This is a genomic window from Arthrobacter sp. AOP29-A2-19, assembly GCF_058138025.1.
Genome location: NZ_CM176894.1, coordinates 215,382 through 234,686, shown reverse-complemented (window position 1 = coordinate 234,686; position 19,305 = coordinate 215,382). Strand labels below are relative to the sequence as shown.

Below are 19,305 nucleotides of genomic sequence, written 5' to 3'. Positions count from 1 at the left end.
GTTAGACCACCGCGCAGACGGTCTTGGACTCGAGGTAGTTCTCCAACCCGGGCATGCCGTTCTCGTAGCCCCAACCCGACTCCTTGTGTCCGCCCTTGGGCAGCTCGGGCGAGAAGTAGGAGTGGCAGTTGATCCACACCGTCCCGGCCTTCAGGTCGGCGGCGATCCGGTGGGCGCTGGACAGCGACTCCGTCCAGACGCTGGAGGCCAGCCCGTAGTCGGAGTCGTTGGCCCAGCCGAGCACCTCCGCCGTGGAATCGAAGGGTGTCACGACGGCGACGGGCCCGAAGATCTCCTCGCGCATCAGCGCCGAGTCCGCGGCCACCCCGGTGACGACGGTCGGGCGGAAGAACGTCCCGTTGTCCCCTTCGCGCACCCCTCCAGCGACGACCTCCGCTCCCTCGGCGCGGCCGGCGGCGATGCGGGACTCCACGCTCTCCGCCTGCTTCCGGCTCACCAGCGGGCCGAGGTCGCTGTCCGGGGCCAGCCCGTGGCCCAGCCGCACGCCCCGAGCGTAGTCGGCGAGGCCGGCGACCACGCCGTCGTAGACGTCGCGGTGCGCGTAGATGCGCGACCCGGCCACGCATACCTGACCGGCGTTGTCGAAGATGCCGTGCGCGACGCCGGGGACCGCGACGGCAAGGTCGGCGTCGGGCAGGATGATGGCCGGGGACTTGCCGCCGAGTTCCAGGGTGAGCCGTTTCAGGTTGCCGCGGGCGTCGGCGACGAGTTGGCGGCCGACGGCGGTCGAACCGGTGAAGGCGACCTTGTCGACGCCGCGGTGCCTGGACAGCGCGGAGCCCACCTCGTTGCCGTAGCCGGTGAGGATGTTCACGACGCCGTCGGGCGTCCCGGCCTCGAGGAGCAGCTCGCCCATGCGCAGCGCGGTCAGCGGCGTGTTCTCCGCGGGTTTGAGGACCACGGTGCAGCCGGCGGCCAGGGCAGGGGCCAGCTTCATTGCGGCCATCAGCAGCGGCGAGTTCCACGGCACGATGGCCGCGACCACGCCGACCGGCTCCTTGGTGGTGTACGCGAAGATCCGCTTCCCCGGACCCTGGCGGGTGATGGAGGTGGGGATGGTGGTGCCCAACACCTGCGAGGTGAGCCCGGAGTAGTAGCGGAACTGGGCGACGGCGGCGGGGATCTCCCCCTGCCGCGCGGTTCCCAGCACCTTGCCCTGGTCCAGGGTCTCCAGGACCGCAAGCTCATCGGCGTGGGTCTCCAGCAGGTCCGCGAGGCGCCACAGGAGCTTGGCGCGCCCCGCCGGCGGCATGCCGGCCCAGGGGCCGTCCGTCAACGCGCGTCGCGCGGCGGCGACGGCCAGGTCGGCGTCCGCGGAGTCCGCACGGGCCACCTCGGCGAGCAGTCCGCCGTCGGCGGGGTCGTGGGTGGCGAAGACCGCGCCGGAGACCGCGGCGACCCAGCGGCCCCCGATCAGCAGCCGCTTCGCTCCCCCGTCGAGGAAGCCGGCCGCCCTGCGCCGGTGTGCGGCCTCGGCCGCTGTTGTTGTGGTGGTGTCCATGGTTCTCCTCGGAGCGTTCTGGTTGTTTTGGTGCTGAGGCGTTGTGGTGGCGCGGGCCCTAGCCGGACAAACCCTGGAGCCTGCCGGCGGCCGCCCTGTGACGGGCCAGGATCTCGGCCAGCGCGGAGGCGACCGGCTCTCCGTTCCTGACCAGCGGCCGCCCGGCGACAAAGGTGTGCCAGGCGCGGGCCGGGCCGGTCCTCAGCCAGGCCTCGACGGGATCGCTGAGGGCACCCGCCAGCGCGACCGGATGCGTCTCCCAGACCACAAGGTCCGCGCAGGCGCCGGGCCTCAGGTGGCCGATCTCGTCGTCCCAGCCCAGGCAGGCGGCGCTGCCGCGCGTTGCCATGTCCAGGGCGTCGCGGGCGCGCATCGACGCGGGCCCGTTGCGCAGGCGGCCGAGGAGCAACGCGTTCCGGGTCTCCATCCACATCGACCCGCTGTCGGTGGAGGCGGATCCGTCGCAGCCCAAGCCGACGTTCATTCCCAGCTCCCGCCAGCGCATGGCGTCCATCGAACCGTGGCCGATCATCATGTTGGAACTGGGACACTGCGTCGCGCCCACGCCCGCGGCGCCCAGTCGCCGGACCTCGTCCTCGGACGGATAGATGAAGTGCGCCAGCCAGGTGCGCCCGGACGACCAGCCGACCCGCTCGAGATACTCGGCGGGCGTGCATCCGTAGACCTCGGCGCAGTACTCGTCCTCGTCGTGGTCCTCCGCGAGGTGGCTGTGCAGGCGGACGTTGTGCTTCTCCGCCAGTTCCGCGCTGGATGACATGATGCGCTCGGAGACTGAGAAGGGCGAGCACGGCGCCAGGGCGATGCGGGTCATGGCCCCGGGCGAGGGGTTGTGGTGGGCCGCGATCAGGCGCTCCGAGTCGGCCATGATCGAGTCGTGGTCCTGGACCACGGACGCCGGCGGAAGCCCGCCGTCCTCGACGGACCGCGTCATGGAGCCGCGGGTGGCCATCAGCCGGAACCCGAGCTCTGTCGAGGCCTTGACCTGCGCGTCGATGAATCCCGGGCGCGGGTGCACGTAGAGGTGGTCCGAACTCGTGGTGCAGCCGCCCATCAGCAACTCCACGACGGCCACGTAGGTGGACAGGTAGATGTCCTCCTCCTCGAGTCCCGCCCAGAGGGGGTAGAGGGTGGTCAACCAGTCGAAGAGGCTGCCGTTGATCGCGGGACCGTAGGCGCGGGTCAGGTTCTGGTACATGTGGTGGTGGGTGTTCACCAGGCCCGGCGTGACCAGCCGGCCGCCGGCATCGACCACGGTCTCCGCCGCCGGCCGCGGTTCTGTCGCCGCCCCGACCGCCAGGACGCGGCCGGCGCCGAGGGCGATCCAGCCGCCGTCGAGCTCGGTGTCCCGGTCCACAACGACGTAGGCGTTGGCGATCAGGGTGTCGCAGCGTGCGGTTCCTGGTTTCTGCATGGTCGCTCCCGAGGCAAGTAGCGCGGGGGCGCCTCCACCTTGGAGGGCCCCGTCCCTGTCTCAGGAGCTGCGTGGAACCTGAATCGTCACCGCTAGGCGGGCGGGCAGTGGATCGGCGGCCGGGGCCGGCCATTCCACCGGATGATGCTTGTTGACACGAGTGTTGCAGGGCTGCGTTTCGGGCCATGGACGCCGGCGTTACGGGCGCATTAAGGCGCCCAACTCGCCGCGGATCTCCTCGGCGAGGAGATGGGTCATGTCCCGGCGCCAGGCCGGGTGGCCGTGGACATCCCGGTGGTAGAGGTCCCCGGGGATGGCCGCCTCGAGGGCCGCCGACAGCTGCGCGGCCGTGGCGCCCGCCGGCAGCGTGAGCTGGATCGGGCGGACCGTGGCCGCCGTGACGGTCAGCCGCTGCGCGCCGTCCGGCAGGACCCGTCCCATCAGCACGACGGCGGAGCGCCCCAGGTTGGACAGGGACAGCCGGCGGAAGGCGGTCCGCTGCCGGAGCGAGGACCGGGGAACCAAGAAGGACCGGATCAGCTCCCCCGGCGCCAAGGAGGTCGCGCCGTCGCCGGTGACCAGTTCGGCGACGGGGAGGTCCCGCCGACCACCGCCGGGCGAAAGGACCGTGGCGACGGCGTCCAGCCCGGCGAGCAGGGAGGTCATCGGTCCGGCCGGCAGCGCGGTCGCGACGTTGCCGCCCACGGTGGAGGTGTTCCAGATCTTGAAGGAGGCCACAAACGCGTCGCAGCAGGGCCGGATCAGGGCCGTCGCTGGCCACGCGACGGCGCCCGGGAGCCCGCCGGACGGCAACTCGTACAGCTCCGCGATGGTGCAGGTCGCGGCCAGCTCAAGGCCGGCGTCGAGGACTTGCCACGGGCGCCAGCCGGCCGCGGTGATGTCCAGCAGGCGGAGAAGGCTATCGCTTCCGTCGGAGAATAGGACGGTCCCGCCGGCCAGCCAGGCGTCGCCGGGCCGCCAGTCGTCCGGGTCGGCGGTGGCGAGGAGTTCCTCGACGGTGTTCAGGTCCATGCGGTGTCAGGCCGCCTTGCCCATGCGCTTCATCACGGACGATTCGAGGACGGCGACGAGCGCGTAAAGGACCAGCGAGGCGACGGTGACGACGACGACGGAGGCCCAGACGGCGTCGTACCTAGCCCTGGACACGGCCGAGACGATCGAATAGCCGATGCCTTGGCCAGTGGCCAGCCATTCGGCGAGCAGCGCGCCGGTCAGCGCCCCCGGGATGGAGATGCGCAGGGCCGTGAAGAAGGCGGGCAGCGACGACGGGAAGGCGACCTTGCTGAAGGCGCTGAACTTCCTGCCCCCGAAGACGTGGACCACGTCAAGCATCGCGGGCGAGGAGGAGCGCAGCCCCATCACGATCGTGACCAGCGCCGGGAAGAGCACCACAACGCCGCCCATGGCGGCGACCGTGGCCGTCTCGCGGCCGAAGACCAGGATGATGATCGGGGCCATGGCCACCAGCGGCACCGAGCGCAGCAGCATGGCCAGCGGCATCAACGCGTGTTCCACGCCCTTGAACAGGGTGAAGAGGGTGGCGATGACCAGCGCGACCACCAGGCCGGAGATGAAGCCGATGCCGGCGTCGGCCAGCGTCCTGGCGAGGTCGGCGAAGATCGCGGCGCGGTTCGCGGCGGCGTCCTCCTCCGCCATGAGGTAGTTCCAGACGTCCAGCGGGCCTTTGCCGATGTACGTGGAGACGTCCAGGAGCTCGAGCGCGGCGATCCAGATGACAACAACGACGACGAGCGAGATCCCGACGCTGGCCGCGGATTTTCCCAGTCCCTGCAGGGCGGCGGTGTTCACGGGCGTGCTCCTTCGGTGCCGGCGGACCAGGGGGTGGCGAACCGGGATATGAGGCTGAAGACGAGGAATCCGGCGCCGGCCAACAGGCCACAGACCAGAGCGACGCCCCAGACCCGCTCGATCTCCAGGGATTGCTGGGCGTTGACCATGGCCGGGCCGAGGCCGCGGTCGACGCCGCCAACATACTCGCCCAACACGGCGCCGAGGAAGGCCGCCGGGGCCGCGATCTTCAGCGAGTTCAGGATGCTGGGGATCGCGGCGATGACCTGGACCTTCAGGAGCTGGTGGATCCGGCGCCCGCCGTAGACGCTGACGATGTCCAGGCTGGACCGGTCCGCGGCCTTGAGGCCCATCAGCGAGCCGACGAGGGTGGTGAAAAAGACGGACAGGGCGGCCAGCGCGACCGCCGTGCCGGAGGGCTCGCCGGTGGACGGCGGTCCCAGCACGATGAAGATGATGGGGCCGATGGCGACCACGGGGAGGCAGTAGCTGATGATGCCGAGTTGGGTCACCAGGCGTTCGAGGATCGGGAACACCATCACGAGCCCCGCGAGCACCAGCGCCGCCGCGTTGCCCCACAGGTAGCCCATGCCGGCCTCGGCGAGTGTGACGCTGGCGTTGCGCCAGTAGTAGTCCAGGCCGTCCACACCGTATTGCCGCACGATGGCCAGCGGCGTGGGGATGCTGCCGCCCTGGCCGTTGGGGCCGGCGCCAACGCCCTTCAGAAACGTCACCGCGCCGATCCACCAGACGGAGATGGTGAGGGCGACGCCGATGCCTCCGACGACCCACGGCGGCGGGCCCGGACGGGCGCGCCGGCGGGCGCCGGTGGTTGGGGCGCCGGCGGTTGGGGAGCCGGCGGTTGGGGTGCCGGTCATCGAGGTGCTCATGGCGGTTCTCCTCCTCGCTTCCGCGCTCAGTGTCCGTCCGCCGCCGCGCCGTTGGAGCCGAAGAGCAGCTCGGAGGCGTAGTCGTGCAGCGCGTGGAACTCGGGGGTCCGCATCATGTCCGGCGTCCGCGGCCGGGGCAGGTTGACCTCGAACACCTCCACGATGCGGCCGGGACGCGGGCTCATCACGGCCACGACGTCGGAGAGGAAGATCGCCTCGGCGATGCCGTGGGTCACCATCAGCGTCGTCGCGGGCTTCTCGGTCCAAATGCGCAGCAGCTCGAGGTTCAACCGCTGGCGGGTCATGTCGTCCAGGGCGCCGAACGGCTCGTCGAGCAGCAGGACGGAGGGCTTGACCACCAGCGAACGCGCGATGGAGACGCGTTGGCGCATCCCGCCCGAGAGCTGGCCGGGCTTGGCCTTCTCGAACCCCTTGAGCCCTACGAGTTCGATCAGGTCCCGGATGTAGGCGTCGTCAGCGGACAGGCCCGCGACCTCGAGCGGGAGACGGATGTTCGAGTACACCGAGCGCCACGGCAGCAGCGCGGAGTCCTGGAACGCGATGCCCAGCTTGTGGCTGCGGCGCAGCTCCTCCGGGTTGTGTCCGTCGACCATGGCGGTGCCGCCGCTTGGCGTTTCCAGCCCCGCGAGGATGCGCAGGATGGTGGACTTGCCGCAGCCCGACGGTCCAAGCAGGGACAGGAACGTGCCCTTGGACGTGGCGAGGTTGGCGTCTTCGAGCGCGGTCACGGTCTTGCGCCCCATGGTGAAGGTCTTGCCCAGGCCGCTGAGGTTGATGCCGGTGCCGCTGAAGAACGGTGTGCCTGATGTCTGTGGGGTGGTCTCTACAGTCATATCGTGAACTCGTTTTCTGTGGGCTTCCCGGGGCTGGCCCCGAGCCTATGGAACCCTTGTTTCACCGGGAATCGCTTCCCGTTACGTACGTGTAAATCGGAGGGACGGGGCCACCGCGGAACGGGGCGGCGGCCCCGCCGGTCACCGCCAGAAGCCCCGGTGGGGCGCGGCGGCCTCGTCCTCCAGGAGGGGTCCCACTACGTCGATGTGCCGCTGTCCGCGCTTGATGACTTCCCGGCAGGGAAGGTCGAACGTCGGATTCTCCGGATTGTCGCCGGTCAGTTCCAGCAGGCGGCGCTCGGACAGGGCGTAGACGATGCGCCCGATGCCGGTCCAGTAGGCCGCGCCGGTGCACATCACGCATGGTTCCGCGCTGGTGTAAAGGGTGGCCGCCGCCATCCCCTCGGGGCCCAGCACCGTGGAGGCCGTCGCGAGGGCGGTGAGTTCCGCGTGCCGGGTCGGGTCCCCTTCGGGCGGCATCGAGTTGTTGCCGGCGCGGGCGGCGATCCGTCCCTCCGCGTCGACCACGACCGATCCGAACGGGTGACGGCCGCGGCCCTTCGCCGCCGCCGCCTCGCCGATGGCCTCCCGCAGGAAGCCGAGCTCCGGCGTCGTCAGCTCCCGCCGGGTGGGCGCCCCGCTCATTCCTTGAGCTCCGGGTGCTCCGCGTAGACCTCCTCGAGGAGCGAGTTGTCGAACAGCTCCTCCGCGGTGATCTCGTAACCCGCGAGCTTGAGGACCTCGATGTTCGCGTTGGCGAGCTCGTCGGAGATGGTCAGGATGCCGTTGGACGCCGTGTCGTCGCTGGCGACCAGTTTGTTCTGCGCCGCCGCCTGGAGCTTCTCCTTCTCGGGGTTGAGGCCGAGGTCGGATCCGTACTCCTCGTAGGCCAGGCGGGCGGACTCGTCCGGATCCGCCAGCGCGTCCTGCCAACCCTTGATCGTGGCCGCCAGGAAGGCCTTGAGCTCGTCCCGCTTCTCCACGGTGTTCTCCTCCGTGGTGACGAAGGCCCCCGCGACGAAGGGAAGGCCGTTGTCCGCGAACGGCATGGTGGCCACGTCGTATCCCTCCAGGCCCACCGTGATGGCCTCGTTCGTGAGGAAGCCGATCTGACCGTCGACCTCGCCGTTCATCAGCGGCTGCGGATCGAACTGGACGGGCACGGCCTCCACCTGCGACGGATCGATCCCGTTGACCTCGAGGAGCGCCTCGAAAAGGACCTCGTTGGTGCCCGTGGCGACGCCGATCCTCTTACCGATCATGTCCGCGGGCTTTTCGATGGGATTGTCGCCCAAGGAATAGACGGTGAACGGGTTCTTCTGGAACTTGGCGCCGATCACCTTCAGCGGCGCATCCTCGCCGGCGGCCATCGAGCCCGCGGCGATCGGGGTGGTGGTGCCCACCAGCGCGCTGCCGGCCAGGACCATGGACTCGGAGGAGGTTCCGCTGGGGCCGCCGGAGATCAGGTTCACGGTGTCGAAGCCGGCCTCCTTGTAGTAGCCCTTCGAGTCGGCGAAGTACTCCCCGGCGAACTCGGTGGTCTTGATCCAGGACTGGTTGTAGTCCAAAGTGCCGAAGCTGGCCTCGGAGTCGCTGGACGCCTCCGAGGCGCCGGAGCAGGCTGTCAGCGCCAGGGCGGGGGCCAGCGCCAGTGCGGCAATGGCCAGCCGGGACCGGCGGGCGGAACGGCGGGATTCCTGGGCGGGGGAAACGCTGGGCGTGGTCATTCGGTGTCCTTGGCTGGTGCGGGTTGATGGCACCAACCTATGGAACATGTGTTTCAGCACGCACCGACTGTCGTTACGAATGTGTAAATGCGCGGGCGCCTCCGGCAACCTTCCCGATACCTGGGCCGCCTACGCTGGCCGACGGACCGTTTGTTGCCGCCGCACACAGGGAAGAGACCACATGGATACGACGTCGTTTGCCACCACTTTCGGAGTCGGCATTCCCGACTGGGTCCTCGCGGAGCTGGCTGGCGAGCCGGAGGTCCTGGAGACCCCCGAGGAGCGCATGCGCGTGCTGAACCGCCTGGCCGGGCGGAACTTCCGGGACGGCGGCGGAGGGCCGTTCTCCGCGATGGTCCTCGAGTCCGGAACGGGCCGCGTGGTCTCCGTCGGCGTGAACCGGGTCCTGGACTCCCAGCTCTCCAGCATGCACGCCGAGGTCACGGCGCTGTCGCTGGCCCAACGCCGGCTCGGCACGTGGGACCTCGGAGCGGCAGGCGGACCCGGGCACGAGCTGTGGGTCAATTGGCGCCCGTGCGTCCTCTGCTACGGGGCCACGATGTGGTCGGGCGTCCGCAGGCTCGTCATCGCCGGCGACGGCCCCGAGGTGGAGGAGCTCACGTCCTTCGACGAGGGGCCCATGCGCGCGGACTGGGTGGAAAAGTTCGCCGAGCGCGGGATCGACGTGGAGATCGGCGTCCTGCGCGAAGAGGCCCTGGACGTCTTCCGCGACTATCAGCGGTACGTCGCAGCGGGGAAGGCGACCGTCTACAACGCCCGCGGAACCGGCCTGAACACCTAGGTGGCGTTCCGGGCCGCCCCGGTCCCGGCGGCCGCCCGGATGCGTTCGGCCTCGGCCGCAGCCGTGGCGTTCAGCCTGCCCCTGCGGGAGCCCGCCAGCTTCGCGTTGATGTTCTCGATCACCGTCAGGGGCGGGTATTTGGGCTCCGTGCCCTCCGGCACACAGGTGGGGATGGCCCGCACGACGGCGTCGGCGTTGCCGTCGTGGAAGAACGCCGCCGAGCGCCGCCGGCGGATGGTCCCGTCGATGATCGGAGGCTTGACCCGGTGGAGCGTGGACCGCCACCGGTCGTTGGTCCACCGGGCGGTGATGTCTCCCAGGTTCACCAGCAGCGCGCCGTCGATGGGGGCCACGTCCTGCCAGGCGCCGTCCGGCCCGACAACCTGGAGGCCGGCCACCTGGTCCGCCCACAGCACGGTGACGATGCCGAAGTCGGTGTGTTCGCCCATGCCGGTCAGTTCGCCGTCCAGGTGGACCGCGCCCTCCGGCAGCGCATAGTTGATCATGCGCATCACGTCCAGGGAGCGGTCCGTGAACGGGGCGAAATAATCGGTGGGCATGCCCAGCGCGTCGGCGAAGACCTCGGTGAGGGTGCGCGCGACACGGCCGGCCTCTGCGAAGTAGGCCTCCACCCCCGGACGGAACGACTCCGGCTCCGGCCAGACGTTTTCCGGGTAGGCGTCCACGGAAAGCCCCGCGCCGGGGAAGTCGGACGACTGGGACCCGACGTTGAACGCCTCGAAGAAGTCGTTCATCCGCGTCGCGGACTCGACACCCGCCGAGAGGCTCAGGGATTCGGATTTCGGCGGCGAGTAGCCCCGGTTGACCGCTGCCGGAAGCCGGTACCCCAGCTTGTCCTCCAGCGGCAGCGCGAAGAACCCGTCGATTCCGGCTTTCAGCCCCTCGACCACCGCATCGGGTATGCCGTGGCCGAGGATTTGGACAAACCCGTACGTGCCGCAGGCCGCGTCCATGGCGCGCGCGACGTCGGCGCGCCCCGTGGCCGTGCCACCGGCGACGTAGGGGGTGATGTCGATGGCGGGAACCTCAAAGGGTGCTGCGCTCACGATGGTCCTCTCCGGGGTGATGGCGAATCAGCGGGTGATTGCGAATCCGCGGGTGATGCCGGCTGCTGGCCAGACCGGACCGCGCGGAGGCCCAGGTAGATCGTGTCGCGCCCCAGCGGAAGGCGGGGGTAGCGGACGCCGACCGCGTCGCGGACCGCGTTGGCGAGGGCCGGGGCGACCGGGTTGAAGGGGCTCTCGCTCATCGATTTCGCGCCGAGTGGGCCCAGCGCGTCGCTGGTGTCCGCGAAGTAGACCTCGGTCCGCGGCACGTCCGCGAACGTGGGGATGTGGTACTGGCGCAGGACGTCCGTGGCGACCCGTCCGTCGTCGTCCAGCGCCACCTCCTCGTACAGGGCCGCCCCGATGGCCTGAGCGGTCCCGCCCTCCACCTGCCCCCTGCACTGCATCGGGTTCACAACGTAGCCGGCGTCCGCCGCCTGCACGCTCTGCAGTATCCGCAGCTCGCCGGTGCGCTCGTTGACGGCCACGCGGAAACCGTGGACGTTGAAGGCCACCGAGCGCGGCGTCCCGTCCCAGCTCCCCTCCGCTCCGAGGACGGTGCCCCGCCCGGCGGCCCAGCGGCCCAGCTCCTCCCAGGAGACCGAACGCCCGGCGCCGCGCAGCCCCTCGGGTCCGGGCGTCCACGAGGCGTCCGCTACGCCCGTCAGCTCCGCGGCGGCGGCGGCCAGGCGCCGGGCCAGTCCGGTCGCCGCGATGTGGGTGGCCCGTCCCGCGACCACCGTCCCGGTGGACCCGTAGGCTCCGGTGTCGTGCCCCACCAGTGCCGTGTCCGATTGGCGGATCCGGATGCGGCTTGTGGGGCATCCCAGCGCCGTCGCGGCGAACTGGGCATGCACCGTGGTGGTGCCGTTGCCGAACTCGGCGGTGCCGACGTACACGTCGAAGCGGCCGTCGGCGGCGAGCTCGATCCGGCTGTGCGAGTAGTGGCCGCCGGGCGGGACCGTGTCCAGCATGGCCAGCGCCATGCCCTCGCCGACGCGCCAGCCCCGGCCCGCGTCCACGGCGTCGTCCGTGCCGCGGGCCTTTCCGCGCCTCAGCGCGTCCTGCACCAGGTCCAGGCACTGGTCCAGCCCGTAGCTGCCGATCTGCACGTCGGCCACCGGCTCCGGGCCGGTGGAGACCATGGGGTCGCCCGGCCGGATGGCGTTGATGCGGCGGAAGTCGAAAGGGTCGATGCCCAGCTGCCGGGCCAGCTCGTCCAGGGCCGATTCGACCGCGAACGCCGTCTGGCTGAGCCCATAGCCGCGGAACGCGCCCGACGGGACGGTGTTCGTGTAGACCACCCGGGCGTCGACCGCCTTGTTGGGGCAGTTGTAGACCGCCAGGCACTCCCCCGTGCCGTGGTACATGGTGCCCGGGCCGTGGTTGCCATAGGCGCCCGTGTTGGAGAGCAGCTCCAGGTGCAGGGCCGTGAGCCGTCCCGCGGCATCGGCCCCGGCGCGGACCCGCATTCGCATCGGGTGGCGGACGGACGTGGACGTGAACTGTTCGGTGCGCGTGTGCTCCAGCTGGGCGGGCCGACCCAGGCGCAGCGCCACCAGCACGGCCAAGTCCTCCGTGAACACCTCCTGCTTGCCGCCGAACCCGCCGCCCACGCGGGGGGCGACGACCCGGACCCCGTCCTCCGGGAGGGCGAAGAGCCGGCAGAGGGTGCGCTTGGCCAGGTAGGGAACCTGCGTGCTGGAGCGCACCACCAGCCCTCCGTCGTCGTCGAAGGACGCGATGGAGGCGTGCGTCTCCAGACTGACGTGCTGCAGCCGCTGGGTGCGGTAGACGCCGTCGTGCACAACCGCCGCCTCGGCCAGGCCCGCCTCGACGTCGCCCACGCGGCCGGTCAGTTCGGCGACGACGTTCCGCGCCGCGTCGGCGATGCCCGCTTCCGGTCCCTTGTCCCCGTGCAGGGCGGGCCCGCCGGTGGCGGCCTCCGGATCGAAGACCGCCTCGAGCACCTCGTAGCGCACGCGCAGGGCGCGCACCCCGGCCTCCGCCGCCGCGACGGTGTCCGCGGCGACGGCGGCCACCCGCTGTCCGACGAACCGCACGGTGCTGTCCAGCACGCGGGTGTCCAGCGGATCGTCGGTGTACGTCTCGTGCTGGCCGGTGGAGAACAACATGGGCGGGGCGTCCTCGTGCGTGAACACCCCGCGGACACCCTCGATGCCCAGCGCCGCCTCCGTGTCGATCGAGAGCACGCGGGCGTGGGCGTGCGGGGAGCGCAGGACCTTGATGTGGACCAGGCCCGGAAGCGACGCCGGATCCACGTCCAGCGTGAACGGCTCCGTGCCCGTGACGATCCTGCGGGCGGCGGGCGCCGCTCCGTTGCCGCCCGCCCCCGCGTTCGCGTGCACGTGGCCCACCCCGCAGACGGCGTCTTCGATGGCGCGGTAGCCGGTGCAGCGGCAGAGGTTCCCCTTGAGGCTGCGGGGCAGGTCCGCACGCTGTCTGTCGTCGAGCGCGGCCGCCGTCATGATGGCGCCCGCGGTGCAGAAGCCACACTGGAAGCCCTGCGCGTCCAGGAAGCCCTGCTGGGCGGGGTGCAGCTCGCCGCCGGCCGCGAGCCCGTTGATGGTGGTGACCTCCGTCCCCTCCGCCCGAACGGCCGGAAAGACGCAGCTGTGGACCGGCCTGCCGTCGACGTGCACCGTGCACGCGCCGCAGTCCCCGCCGTCGCAACCCTTCTTCACGCCCAGCCGGCCCAGCTCGCGCAGGTAGGTGCGCAGGCACTGGCCCGGCCTCGGCGGCGCGGCGGCCGGCACGCCGTCCACGACGGCGGGGGTCCGTCCGCCCGCGGGCGGTTCCTCGGCGCCGCTCATGCCTTGGCGCCCGTGTTGCGGCTGTTGCGGTTCATGCGATGGACCTCTCGGAACGTTCGGCCGTGGGGCGGTGGATGGGTTCGCCGGCCGCGCTGAGCCTCGGGGCGCTGAGCGGCGCCACGGCGGCGCGCCCGCGGCGCTCCGCGATCACCTCTGACATGATCGAGACGGCCACCTCCGCGGGAGTGGTGGCGCCAAGATCCAGCCCGATCGGCGAGCGCAACCGTCGCAGGGCGGAGCGGGCGACGCCGCCCGCGCTGAGGCGCGCGTCCCGTTCGCGGTGTGTCCGGCGGGAGCCCATGGCGCCCACGTAGCCCACGGGGAGCTCCAGTGCGCGGGCGATCAGCGGATCGTCCACCTTGGGATCGTGGCCCAGCACGCAGACCGCGCTGCGCGCGTCGAGGCGCCCGGCGGCGTTTTCGGCGCGGAGGTACTCGTGCGGCCACGCGACGACGACGCGGTCCGCGCCGGGGAAGCGGGCCGGTGTGGCGAGTGCGGCGCGGGGGTCGCAGACGGTTGTGTCGTAGCCGAGCAGGCGCCCCTGCTCGACGAGCGCCGCCGCGAAGTCGTTGGACCCGAACACCAGCAGCCTCGGCGGCGCCGTGGCTGTCGCGAGAAACAGTTCCGGCGCGCCGTCTGGGACGGAGGACAGGTGCACAATGCCGGTGTGCCCCTCCGCGGCGAGCGAGGCGACCCGCCGGGCCAGCCGCACCGTGTCCACGAGCGCGTGCGGCGGCCCGGGATCCGTCCGCGGGCCGGCGAACAGTCGTGCGAGCGCGGCGGCCCACGCCGAGGGGTCTCCGGCTTGGGACGGCGGGAGGTCGGCGCGGAGTTCCGGGCGGTCCAGCCTCAGGACGAGCGCTGAAGCGGCCGCGTCCGAGGCGGGACCCGGCCCGCGGGACGCGCCGTCGACGAGGTGGATCAGCACGTCCAGTTCCCCTCCGCACGTCAGGCCGGCCTCCCACGCGTCCGCGTCCGAGTATCCGTAGCGGCGCCGTTGCGGCTCTCCCGTGGCCAAGACCTCCTGGCAGGTGGCCAGGACGTCGCCCTCGACGCATCCACCGCTCAGGGAACCGCGCACCTCGCCGCCTGGCCCCAACGCCATGGAGGTGCCCGCCGGGCGGGGCGTGGAACCGCTGGCGGCCACGATGGTCGCCACGGCGAACGGCGCCCCTCCGGACGTCCAGTCGGCGCAGCGCCGCAGGAGGTCGAGCATCACTGCCTCCCCGCCCCGGGACCGGTCAGGAACGCCCCGTGTCCCTCGGCCACGGATCCGCCGTCGTACACCAGGTCTCCGCGAAGCATGGTTCCCACAACACCGCCGCGGATCTCCATGCCGTCGTAGGCCGAGAGAGGGTTGCGGTGCGCGAGCGCCGCGGCCCGCACCGTGTGGCCGTGGCGGGGATCGTAGAAGGCCAGGTCCGCGTCCCTGCCGGCGGCGATGGCGCCCTTGGCCGCGAGGCCCACCAGGGAGGCGGGGGCCGTGGACATCCAGCGGGTGACGTCCTGAAGCCCGATGCCGCGCTCCCGCGCCCGGGACGCGACGGCGCCGAATCCCACCTGGAGCCCGGAGATGCCCCCCCAGGCCTGTTGCAGGTCCGGTGCCCCGCGGTACTTCTCCCGCGCCGTGGAGGGCGAGTGGTCGCTGACCACCAGGTCGATCAGTCCGTCCGCGAGCCCCTGCCAGAGGGCTTCGCGGTTCCCGGCATCGCGGATGGGCGGGCAGCACTTGAATTCGGGGGCTCCGTCGGGGATCGCGGCCGCGTCGAAGCAGAGGTAGTGCGGGCAGGTCTCCACCGTCAGCGGCAATCCTTCCGCGCGGGCGTCCGCGATCAGGTCCAGGGCCCTGGCGCTGGAGAGGTGCAGCAGGTGGGTGCGCGCGCCGGACTCGCGCACGGCGTCGATCAGCCGGGCGATCGCGGTCAGCTCCGCGGCGTCCGGGCGCGAGGCGAGGAAGTCGGAGTAGGCGGCCGACGGCGTCGCCGGTGCGGCGTCGATGGTCCGGGCGTCCTCGGCGTGGACGATCACGAGCCCGCCGAAGCCCTCGACCTCGCGCATCGCCTCCCGCAGCTGGGCATCGTCCACGGGAGGGAACTCGTCCACGCCCGAGGGCAGCAGAAAGCACTTGAACCCGAACACACCCTCGTCCCACAGGGGGCGCAGTTGCGCCGTGTTGCCGGGAACGATCCCGCCCCAGAAGCCCGTGTCGACGCGGATCTTCCCATGCGCCGCGCGCTGCTTGGCCCGCAGCGACGCGACGTCGACCGTGGCCGGGATGCTGTTCAGGGGCATGTCGACGAGTGTGGTGACGCCGCCCAGGGCGGCCGCCGTGGTGGCGGAGGCAAAGCCCTCCCAGTCGGTCCGGCCGGGCTCGTTGATATGGACGTGCGTGTCCACCATGCCGGGAAGCACGCTGATGCCGTCCGGCACCACCAGCGTGTCCGGGCTGGCCGTTGTGCCGTCCGGCACCCCTTGTGGCAGGGGCAGGACGGCGGAGATCAGTCCGTCCGCCAGCCGAAGTTCGGCGGCGACGAACACTCCGTCGACCAGAACGCTCTCGGCGATGACGCGGGTGGGCTGCATGCGCTGTGTATTCCTCACGTGGTGCGTGGGCGGCCGGACGGCCGCTTGGGAGTGTCCTTAGCAGAACCCGGCAAGCCACTCCCAGGCGGCGGGCGCCTCCGGCTGTCCGGAGCGCGTGACGGCGGCGTTCATCAACCCGTAGGGGCGGTCGCCGGCGATGAACACCTCGTTGTTGTTTTCCAGGCCGAAGGGCGCGAGGTCCATCAGGTAGTGGTGCTTGTTCGGCATAACGAACCTGATCTCCGCCAGCTCGGGCCGTTCGGTGAGGATGCGCTCCCCGATAGCGAACAGGCTCTGCTGCAGGGACAGCGAATGGGTGAGGGCGAAGGTCTCCAGCAGGAGGGCCTTGACGGCGGCGTAGGTGGCGTCGAAATCGGGGCCGGGATCCAGGAAGCGCCAGCGCGCCGCGACCTCGGTGGCCAGGATGCGGTCCGTGGTCTCGGGCAGGGTGGTGTATCTGTCCCTGGGGAACCCGTGGAACTCGCTGCCGGTGGACTTGAGGACCGTCAGTCCCTTGAGTCCTCCGAGCACGTGTTCCACCCCGTCCTGGATTGTCAGCGCCGCCGTGCGCACCTCCTGGCCCGTCCTGACGAACGAGTGGTCGTGCCCGGAGCCATTGGCCACGATGCGCTCCCAGCCGAATTGCTCCGCCTCCCACCGCCCGCCGGTGATGCCGGGCGTCTGCGTGGTGAAGTGCCGGCCGAGCTCCTGGAGGAACCGTTCCGGCGAGGAGACGCCGCGCTCCTTCGCGAGCGCGTAGACGGTGTTCTTCTGGGTGTCCGTGGCCACAACGCGGGCGTTGTCACCGGTGCGGTAGCAGTCCTCGAAGTCGCCGCGCAGCATGGACGTCACGTTGAGGTCGCTGATCGTGTGCCGCGCGGTGTCGCGGTTGATGCGGACCAGCCGGACCTCCGCCTTGCCGTACTGGTTGGCGCCCAGCACGATTCCGCCGGATTTGACGGCTGTGTGTTCCATCATGGCCTCGCTCATGGTCAGCTTCCCCGGTAGGTGGAGAAGGCGAAGGGGCTCAGCAGGAGGGGCACGTGGCAGTGCCGCGCGGAGTCCACGGTGAAGGCCACGGAAACCTCCGGGAAGAAGGTCTCCTGGCCCCGCGCCGCGAAGTAGTCCCCCGTGGCGAAATCCAGGCGGTAGGTCCCGGCCTCCAGCCGCTCCGGCCCGAGGTCGGCCACCCGCCCGTCGGCGTCCGTGGTGCCGCTGCCGAGCGTGGCGCCGTCCGCGGTGGCCAGGACCACCGCGATGCCCGGCGCCGGGAGCCCGGTCGCGTTGTCCAAGACGTGGGTGGTGACGTGGCTGATGGCTGTCGCTCCTTGTTCGCGGGCCGTGGCCCTCCCCTGCTTGGCGGGCCGGTGTTCCGGTCCGCTCCAGACGCTACGGTGCCGGTTCGACGCTTCCGTTTCCCGCGCGTAAAACATTTGTTTCATGGACTCCCCCCGGAGAACCGCCCGATTCGGCGCGCCCCGGGCCCGCCAGTCACATTCTTGTTAACACACGGGTAACAACCCGCGAGAGCGGGTGAAACAAACGGTTCTTAGCTTGGAACCACTCCGTCCCGCCATTTTGCACCGGGACCCGTACGAAAAGAAGGTCACCCATGAGCCTTTCGGCACCCACCCACGTCAAGCGCCTCGCCCTGGCGACCGCCACGACGGCGGCGGTCCTCGCGCTGGCCGCATGCGGCGGTTCCGCCGCGTCCACCGAGAGGTCCGCGCCGGCCTCCGGGGAGGCCGCGGACTACGGGAGGTTGGACATGAACCTGTCCTGGATCAAGAATGCCGAGTTCGCGGGCGAGTTCTTTGCGCAGGAGAAGGACTACTTCGCGGACGCCGGGTTCAGCGAGGTCAACCTGATCGCCGGCGGCCCCAGCGGCACGTCTTCGGAAACCATGGTCCTCTCCGGGGGCGCGCTCGTCGGGACCACCAGCCCGCTGGGCGTCGCCCCGGTCATCCAGGAGGACGACGCGCCGCTGAAGATCATCGGCACGAAGTACCAGAAGAATCCCTTCACCGTGGTGTCGCTGGCCGACAATCCCATCAGCGCCCCCGCGGACCTGGTGGGCAAGAAGATTGGTGTCCAGGCGGGGGTCAACGAGACGCTTTTCGAGGGTCTGCTCGAGGTCAACGACATCGACCCGGCGGACGTGACCGTCGTCCCCGTGCAGTACGACCCCCAGCCGCTCGTCAACGGGGAGGTCGACGGCTTCTTCGCGTACATCACCAACGAGTCCCTCACGCTCGAGTTGGACGGCCACGAGGTGGAGAACCTGCCCCTGGCGGACAACGGACTGCCGTTCATGGCCGAAAGCCTGGTGACCACGGAGGAGAACATCGAAACGAAGCGGGAGGAGCTCAAGGCGTTCCTCGGCGCCATGATCAAGGGGTGGAAAGACTCGGTCGGCGACCCGGAGGAGTCGGCGCGCCTGGCGGTCGAGGTCTACGGCAAGGACCTGGGCTTGGACATGGAGAAGGAGGTCCGCCAGTCGGAGGAGCAGAACAAGCTCATAGAGACCGCCGACACGGAGGCCAACGGCCTGCTGACGATGTCCGATGCCCTGATGGAGGAGAACGTAGAGATCCTCAAGCTCGCCGGGTACGACCTGGCGGTGGAGGACCTCTTCGATCCGTCGCTGCTCGAGGAGGTCTACGCGGAGAATCCGGACCTGAAGTAAGTCCAGGGCGGCCGGGCGCCGGTTCTTTGGCCGGCCACGCGGGGAAGGCTCCGTCCGAGACTCGGACGGAGCCTTCCGGCTATCCGCCGTCGCCCGGCCGGCCATCCGGCGGGAGCGCCCGCGCGTCGCCGGTCGTTGAAGACGGACGCATTGCCCGAAGGATGGCCACGGCCACGCCCCGGTCATGGCCCGATTCTTGCCCCCGTCGCCGCCTTCGCCACCGCGGTCAGGCGTCCCCGAGTTCGCCGAGATCCTCGTAGGCGGCCGCGATGGCACTGATGCGCCGCCGGCCCGTGGTCACCTGCCGGTTCAGGACGCCGTTCGCCAGCAACCCGACCAACGCCATGGCGGTCGAGTAGCTGTCGAACGCGCCGTGGCTGTCGATCGGGCACTCGAGCCAGCAGTCGGCCGAGGCCGCGTAGGCCCGCGCGGTGCCGTCGCCCACAAGGATGACATCCGCCTGCGAGGCGTTGAGGGTTGCCACCAGCTTGGCGAACAGCGCGGGCCGGCGCCGGAAACCGATCAGCACCACAACGTCGTCCTTGCCCACCCCCGCGAGCTCCTCGCCGAGCGTCTGGCCGGGTTGCGGAGCCAGGCGGACCCCTGTCCTCGCCTGGATGAGCTGCTGGTGGAGGTGGAGCGCCACCGGGTAGCTGTTGCGCAGGCCCACCACCAGAAGGTTCCGCGCCCCGGCCATCAGCTCGACGGCGGTGTCCAGCCTGCCGTCCCCGAGCACCTCCAACAGGCGGTCGTGGTTCTCCCGCTCCTTCTCGGCGTGCACCTGCAGCGCCGAGGACACCTCGGCACCCGTGCGCGACGGCGATGCCATGGGCACGCCGCGCCCGCGCATCGCCCGGGTGTGGTCCTTGACCTCGCGGAAATCGGCGAACTCGAGCTTCCGGAACAGGCGGCTCACGGTGGCCTTCGAGACGCCGGTTTCCCGGCTGATGTCCGCCGCGCTGAAGACGGCAAGGTCGCCGAGGTGCTCCAACAGGAAGTCGGAAACGCGGCGCTCCTGCGGTGAGAGGTCCGCGTATTTGGCGTCGATCCGGGCGTCGATCCGGGCGTCGGTCATAAG

The 19,305-nt window shown here is 70.8% G+C and carries 17 protein-coding genes; 2 read left to right on the top strand and 15 right to left on the bottom strand.

Features of this window, described 5'->3' with window-relative positions; all coding sequences use genetic code 11:
* Position 1: 1 nt before the first annotated feature.
* From AC3ZJJ_RS01075 to AC3ZJJ_RS01040, 8 genes are all read right to left on the bottom strand, one after another.
* The gene (locus AC3ZJJ_RS01075; RefSeq protein ID WP_489893431.1) at positions 2 to 1,522 is read right to left on the bottom strand and encodes an aldehyde dehydrogenase family protein; all 1,521 of its coding nucleotides are present in this window, start codon (positions 1,520 to 1,522) and stop codon (positions 2 to 4) included.
* A 58-nt stretch (positions 1,523 to 1,580) separates the two neighbouring features.
* The gene (locus AC3ZJJ_RS01070) at positions 1,581 to 2,954 is read right to left on the bottom strand and encodes an 8-oxoguanine deaminase (protein ID WP_489893430.1); all 1,374 of its coding nucleotides are present in this window, start codon (positions 2,952 to 2,954) and stop codon (positions 1,581 to 1,583) included.
* 198 nt (positions 2,955 to 3,152) lie between these two features.
* A complete protein-coding gene (locus AC3ZJJ_RS01065) occupies positions 3,153 to 3,986 on the bottom strand; it encodes an FAD binding domain-containing protein (protein WP_489893429.1) in 834 nt (277 codons plus the stop codon).
* Positions 3,987 to 3,992: 6 nt separating this feature from the next.
* Entirely contained in the window at positions 3,993 to 4,784 is a 792-nt protein-coding gene (locus AC3ZJJ_RS01060) for an ABC transporter permease (RefSeq protein ID WP_489893428.1), read from the bottom strand.
* Positions 4,781 to 5,674 carry an ABC transporter permease gene (locus AC3ZJJ_RS01055; RefSeq protein ID WP_489893427.1) on the bottom strand — a complete coding sequence of 298 codons (894 nt, stop codon included), beginning with the start codon at positions 5,672 to 5,674 and terminating at the stop codon, positions 4,781 to 4,783. The genes AC3ZJJ_RS01060 and AC3ZJJ_RS01055 overlap by 4 nt, the downstream gene beginning before the upstream one ends.
* Before the next feature lie 26 nt (positions 5,675 to 5,700).
* Positions 5,701 to 6,528 (bottom strand): ABC transporter ATP-binding protein, encoded by an 828-nt coding sequence (locus AC3ZJJ_RS01050; protein ID WP_489893426.1) that lies wholly within the window; start codon positions 6,526 to 6,528, stop codon positions 5,701 to 5,703.
* A gap of 141 nt (positions 6,529 to 6,669) precedes the next feature.
* On the bottom strand, positions 6,670 to 7,173 hold the full coding sequence (locus AC3ZJJ_RS01045) for a nucleoside deaminase (protein WP_489893425.1): 504 nt from the start codon (positions 7,171 to 7,173) through the stop codon (positions 6,670 to 6,672).
* The gene (locus tag AC3ZJJ_RS01040) at positions 7,170 to 8,255 is read right to left on the bottom strand and encodes an ABC transporter substrate-binding protein (protein ID WP_489893424.1); all 1,086 of its coding nucleotides are present in this window, start codon (positions 8,253 to 8,255) and stop codon (positions 7,170 to 7,172) included. Before AC3ZJJ_RS01040 ends, AC3ZJJ_RS01045 begins: the two co-directional genes overlap by 4 nt.
* Positions 8,256 to 8,436: 181 nt before the next feature.
* On the opposite strand from AC3ZJJ_RS01040, the gene AC3ZJJ_RS01035 reads away from it, so the two are divergent.
* Positions 8,437 to 9,057, top strand: coding sequence for a nucleoside deaminase (locus AC3ZJJ_RS01035; RefSeq protein ID WP_489893423.1), 621 nt, complete (start codon positions 8,437 to 8,439; stop codon positions 9,055 to 9,057).
* Here AC3ZJJ_RS01035 and AC3ZJJ_RS01030 read toward each other — a convergent pair.
* From AC3ZJJ_RS01030 to uraH, 6 genes are read right to left on the bottom strand one after another with little or no spacing between them, the layout of a single operon-like run.
* Positions 9,054 to 10,124, bottom strand: a complete 1,071-nt coding sequence (locus AC3ZJJ_RS01030; protein ID WP_489893422.1) for an isopenicillin N synthase family dioxygenase — start codon at positions 10,122 to 10,124, stop codon at positions 9,054 to 9,056. The genes AC3ZJJ_RS01035 and AC3ZJJ_RS01030 overlap by 4 nt on opposite strands.
* Positions 10,121 to 12,958: a molybdopterin-dependent oxidoreductase gene (locus AC3ZJJ_RS01025; RefSeq protein WP_489893421.1), complete on the bottom strand. Its 2,838-nt coding sequence runs from the start codon at positions 12,956 to 12,958 to the stop codon at positions 10,121 to 10,123. The genes AC3ZJJ_RS01030 and AC3ZJJ_RS01025 overlap by 4 nt, the downstream gene beginning before the upstream one ends.
* Positions 12,959 to 12,989: 31 nt before the next feature.
* Entirely contained in the window at positions 12,990 to 14,174 is a 1,185-nt protein-coding gene (locus tag AC3ZJJ_RS01020; protein ID WP_489893420.1) for an XdhC family protein, read from the bottom strand.
* The gene (allB, locus tag AC3ZJJ_RS01015) at positions 14,174 to 15,541 is read right to left on the bottom strand and encodes an allantoinase AllB (RefSeq protein WP_489893419.1); all 1,368 of its coding nucleotides are present in this window, start codon (positions 15,539 to 15,541) and stop codon (positions 14,174 to 14,176) included. Before allB ends, AC3ZJJ_RS01020 begins: the two co-directional genes overlap by 1 nt.
* A 57-nt stretch (positions 15,542 to 15,598) precedes the next feature.
* Positions 15,599 to 16,531: a factor-independent urate hydroxylase gene (pucL, locus tag AC3ZJJ_RS01010; protein ID WP_489893418.1), complete on the bottom strand. Its 933-nt coding sequence runs from the start codon at positions 16,529 to 16,531 to the stop codon at positions 15,599 to 15,601.
* A 2-nt stretch (positions 16,532 to 16,533) separates the two neighbouring features.
* Complete coding sequence (gene uraH, locus AC3ZJJ_RS01005; RefSeq protein ID WP_489895620.1) at positions 16,534 to 16,857, bottom strand: hydroxyisourate hydrolase; 324 nt, start codon at positions 16,855 to 16,857, stop codon at positions 16,534 to 16,536.
* 296 nt (positions 16,858 to 17,153) lie between these two features.
* Here uraH and AC3ZJJ_RS01000 point away from each other — a divergent pair, with 296 nt between their 5' ends.
* The gene (locus tag AC3ZJJ_RS01000) at positions 17,154 to 18,227 is read left to right on the top strand and encodes an ABC transporter substrate-binding protein (RefSeq protein ID WP_489893417.1); all 1,074 of its coding nucleotides are present in this window, start codon (positions 17,154 to 17,156) and stop codon (positions 18,225 to 18,227) included.
* Positions 18,228 to 18,453: 226 nt separating this feature from the next.
* Here the strand turns inward: AC3ZJJ_RS01000 and AC3ZJJ_RS00995 are convergent, their stop codons facing one another.
* Positions 18,454 to 19,302 carry a MurR/RpiR family transcriptional regulator gene (locus AC3ZJJ_RS00995; RefSeq protein ID WP_489893416.1) on the bottom strand — a complete coding sequence of 283 codons (849 nt, stop codon included), beginning with the start codon at positions 19,300 to 19,302 and terminating at the stop codon, positions 18,454 to 18,456.
* Positions 19,303 to 19,305 lie beyond the last annotated feature (3 nt).

Coding starts and splice junctions, on each gene's coding strand:
- AC3ZJJ_RS01075 (WP_489893431.1), bottom strand. CDS start 1,522: ATGGACACCACCACAACAACAGCGGCCGAGGCCGCACACCGGCGCAGG.
- AC3ZJJ_RS01025 (WP_489893421.1), bottom strand. CDS start 12,958: ATGAGCGGCGCCGAGGAACCGCCCGCGGGCGGACGGACCCCCGCCGTC.
- AC3ZJJ_RS01045 (WP_489893425.1), bottom strand. CDS start 7,173: ATGAGCGGGGCGCCCACCCGGCGGGAGCTGACGACGCCGGAGCTCGGC.
- AC3ZJJ_RS00995 (WP_489893416.1), bottom strand. CDS start 19,302: ATGACCGACGCCCGGATCGACGCCCGGATCGACGCCAAATACGCGGAC.
- AC3ZJJ_RS01000 (WP_489893417.1), top strand. CDS start 17,154: ATGAGCCTTTCGGCACCCACCCACGTCAAGCGCCTCGCCCTGGCGACC.
- AC3ZJJ_RS01050 (WP_489893426.1), bottom strand. CDS start 6,528: ATGACTGTAGAGACCACCCCACAGACATCAGGCACACCGTTCTTCAGC.
- AC3ZJJ_RS01070 (WP_489893430.1), bottom strand. CDS start 2,954: ATGCAGAAACCAGGAACCGCACGCTGCGACACCCTGATCGCCAACGCC.
- pucL (WP_489893418.1), bottom strand. CDS start 16,531: ATGAGCGAGGCCATGATGGAACACACAGCCGTCAAATCCGGCGGAATC.
- allB (WP_489893419.1), bottom strand. CDS start 15,541: ATGCAGCCCACCCGCGTCATCGCCGAGAGCGTTCTGGTCGACGGAGTG.
- AC3ZJJ_RS01040 (WP_489893424.1), bottom strand. CDS start 8,255: ATGACCACGCCCAGCGTTTCCCCCGCCCAGGAATCCCGCCGTTCCGCC.
- AC3ZJJ_RS01020 (WP_489893420.1), bottom strand. CDS start 14,174: ATGCTCGACCTCCTGCGGCGCTGCGCCGACTGGACGTCCGGAGGGGCG.
- AC3ZJJ_RS01055 (WP_489893427.1), bottom strand. CDS start 5,674: ATGAGCACCTCGATGACCGGCACCCCAACCGCCGGCTCCCCAACCGCC.
- AC3ZJJ_RS01035 (WP_489893423.1), top strand. CDS start 8,437: ATGGATACGACGTCGTTTGCCACCACTTTCGGAGTCGGCATTCCCGAC.
- AC3ZJJ_RS01065 (WP_489893429.1), bottom strand. CDS start 3,986: ATGGACCTGAACACCGTCGAGGAACTCCTCGCCACCGCCGACCCGGAC.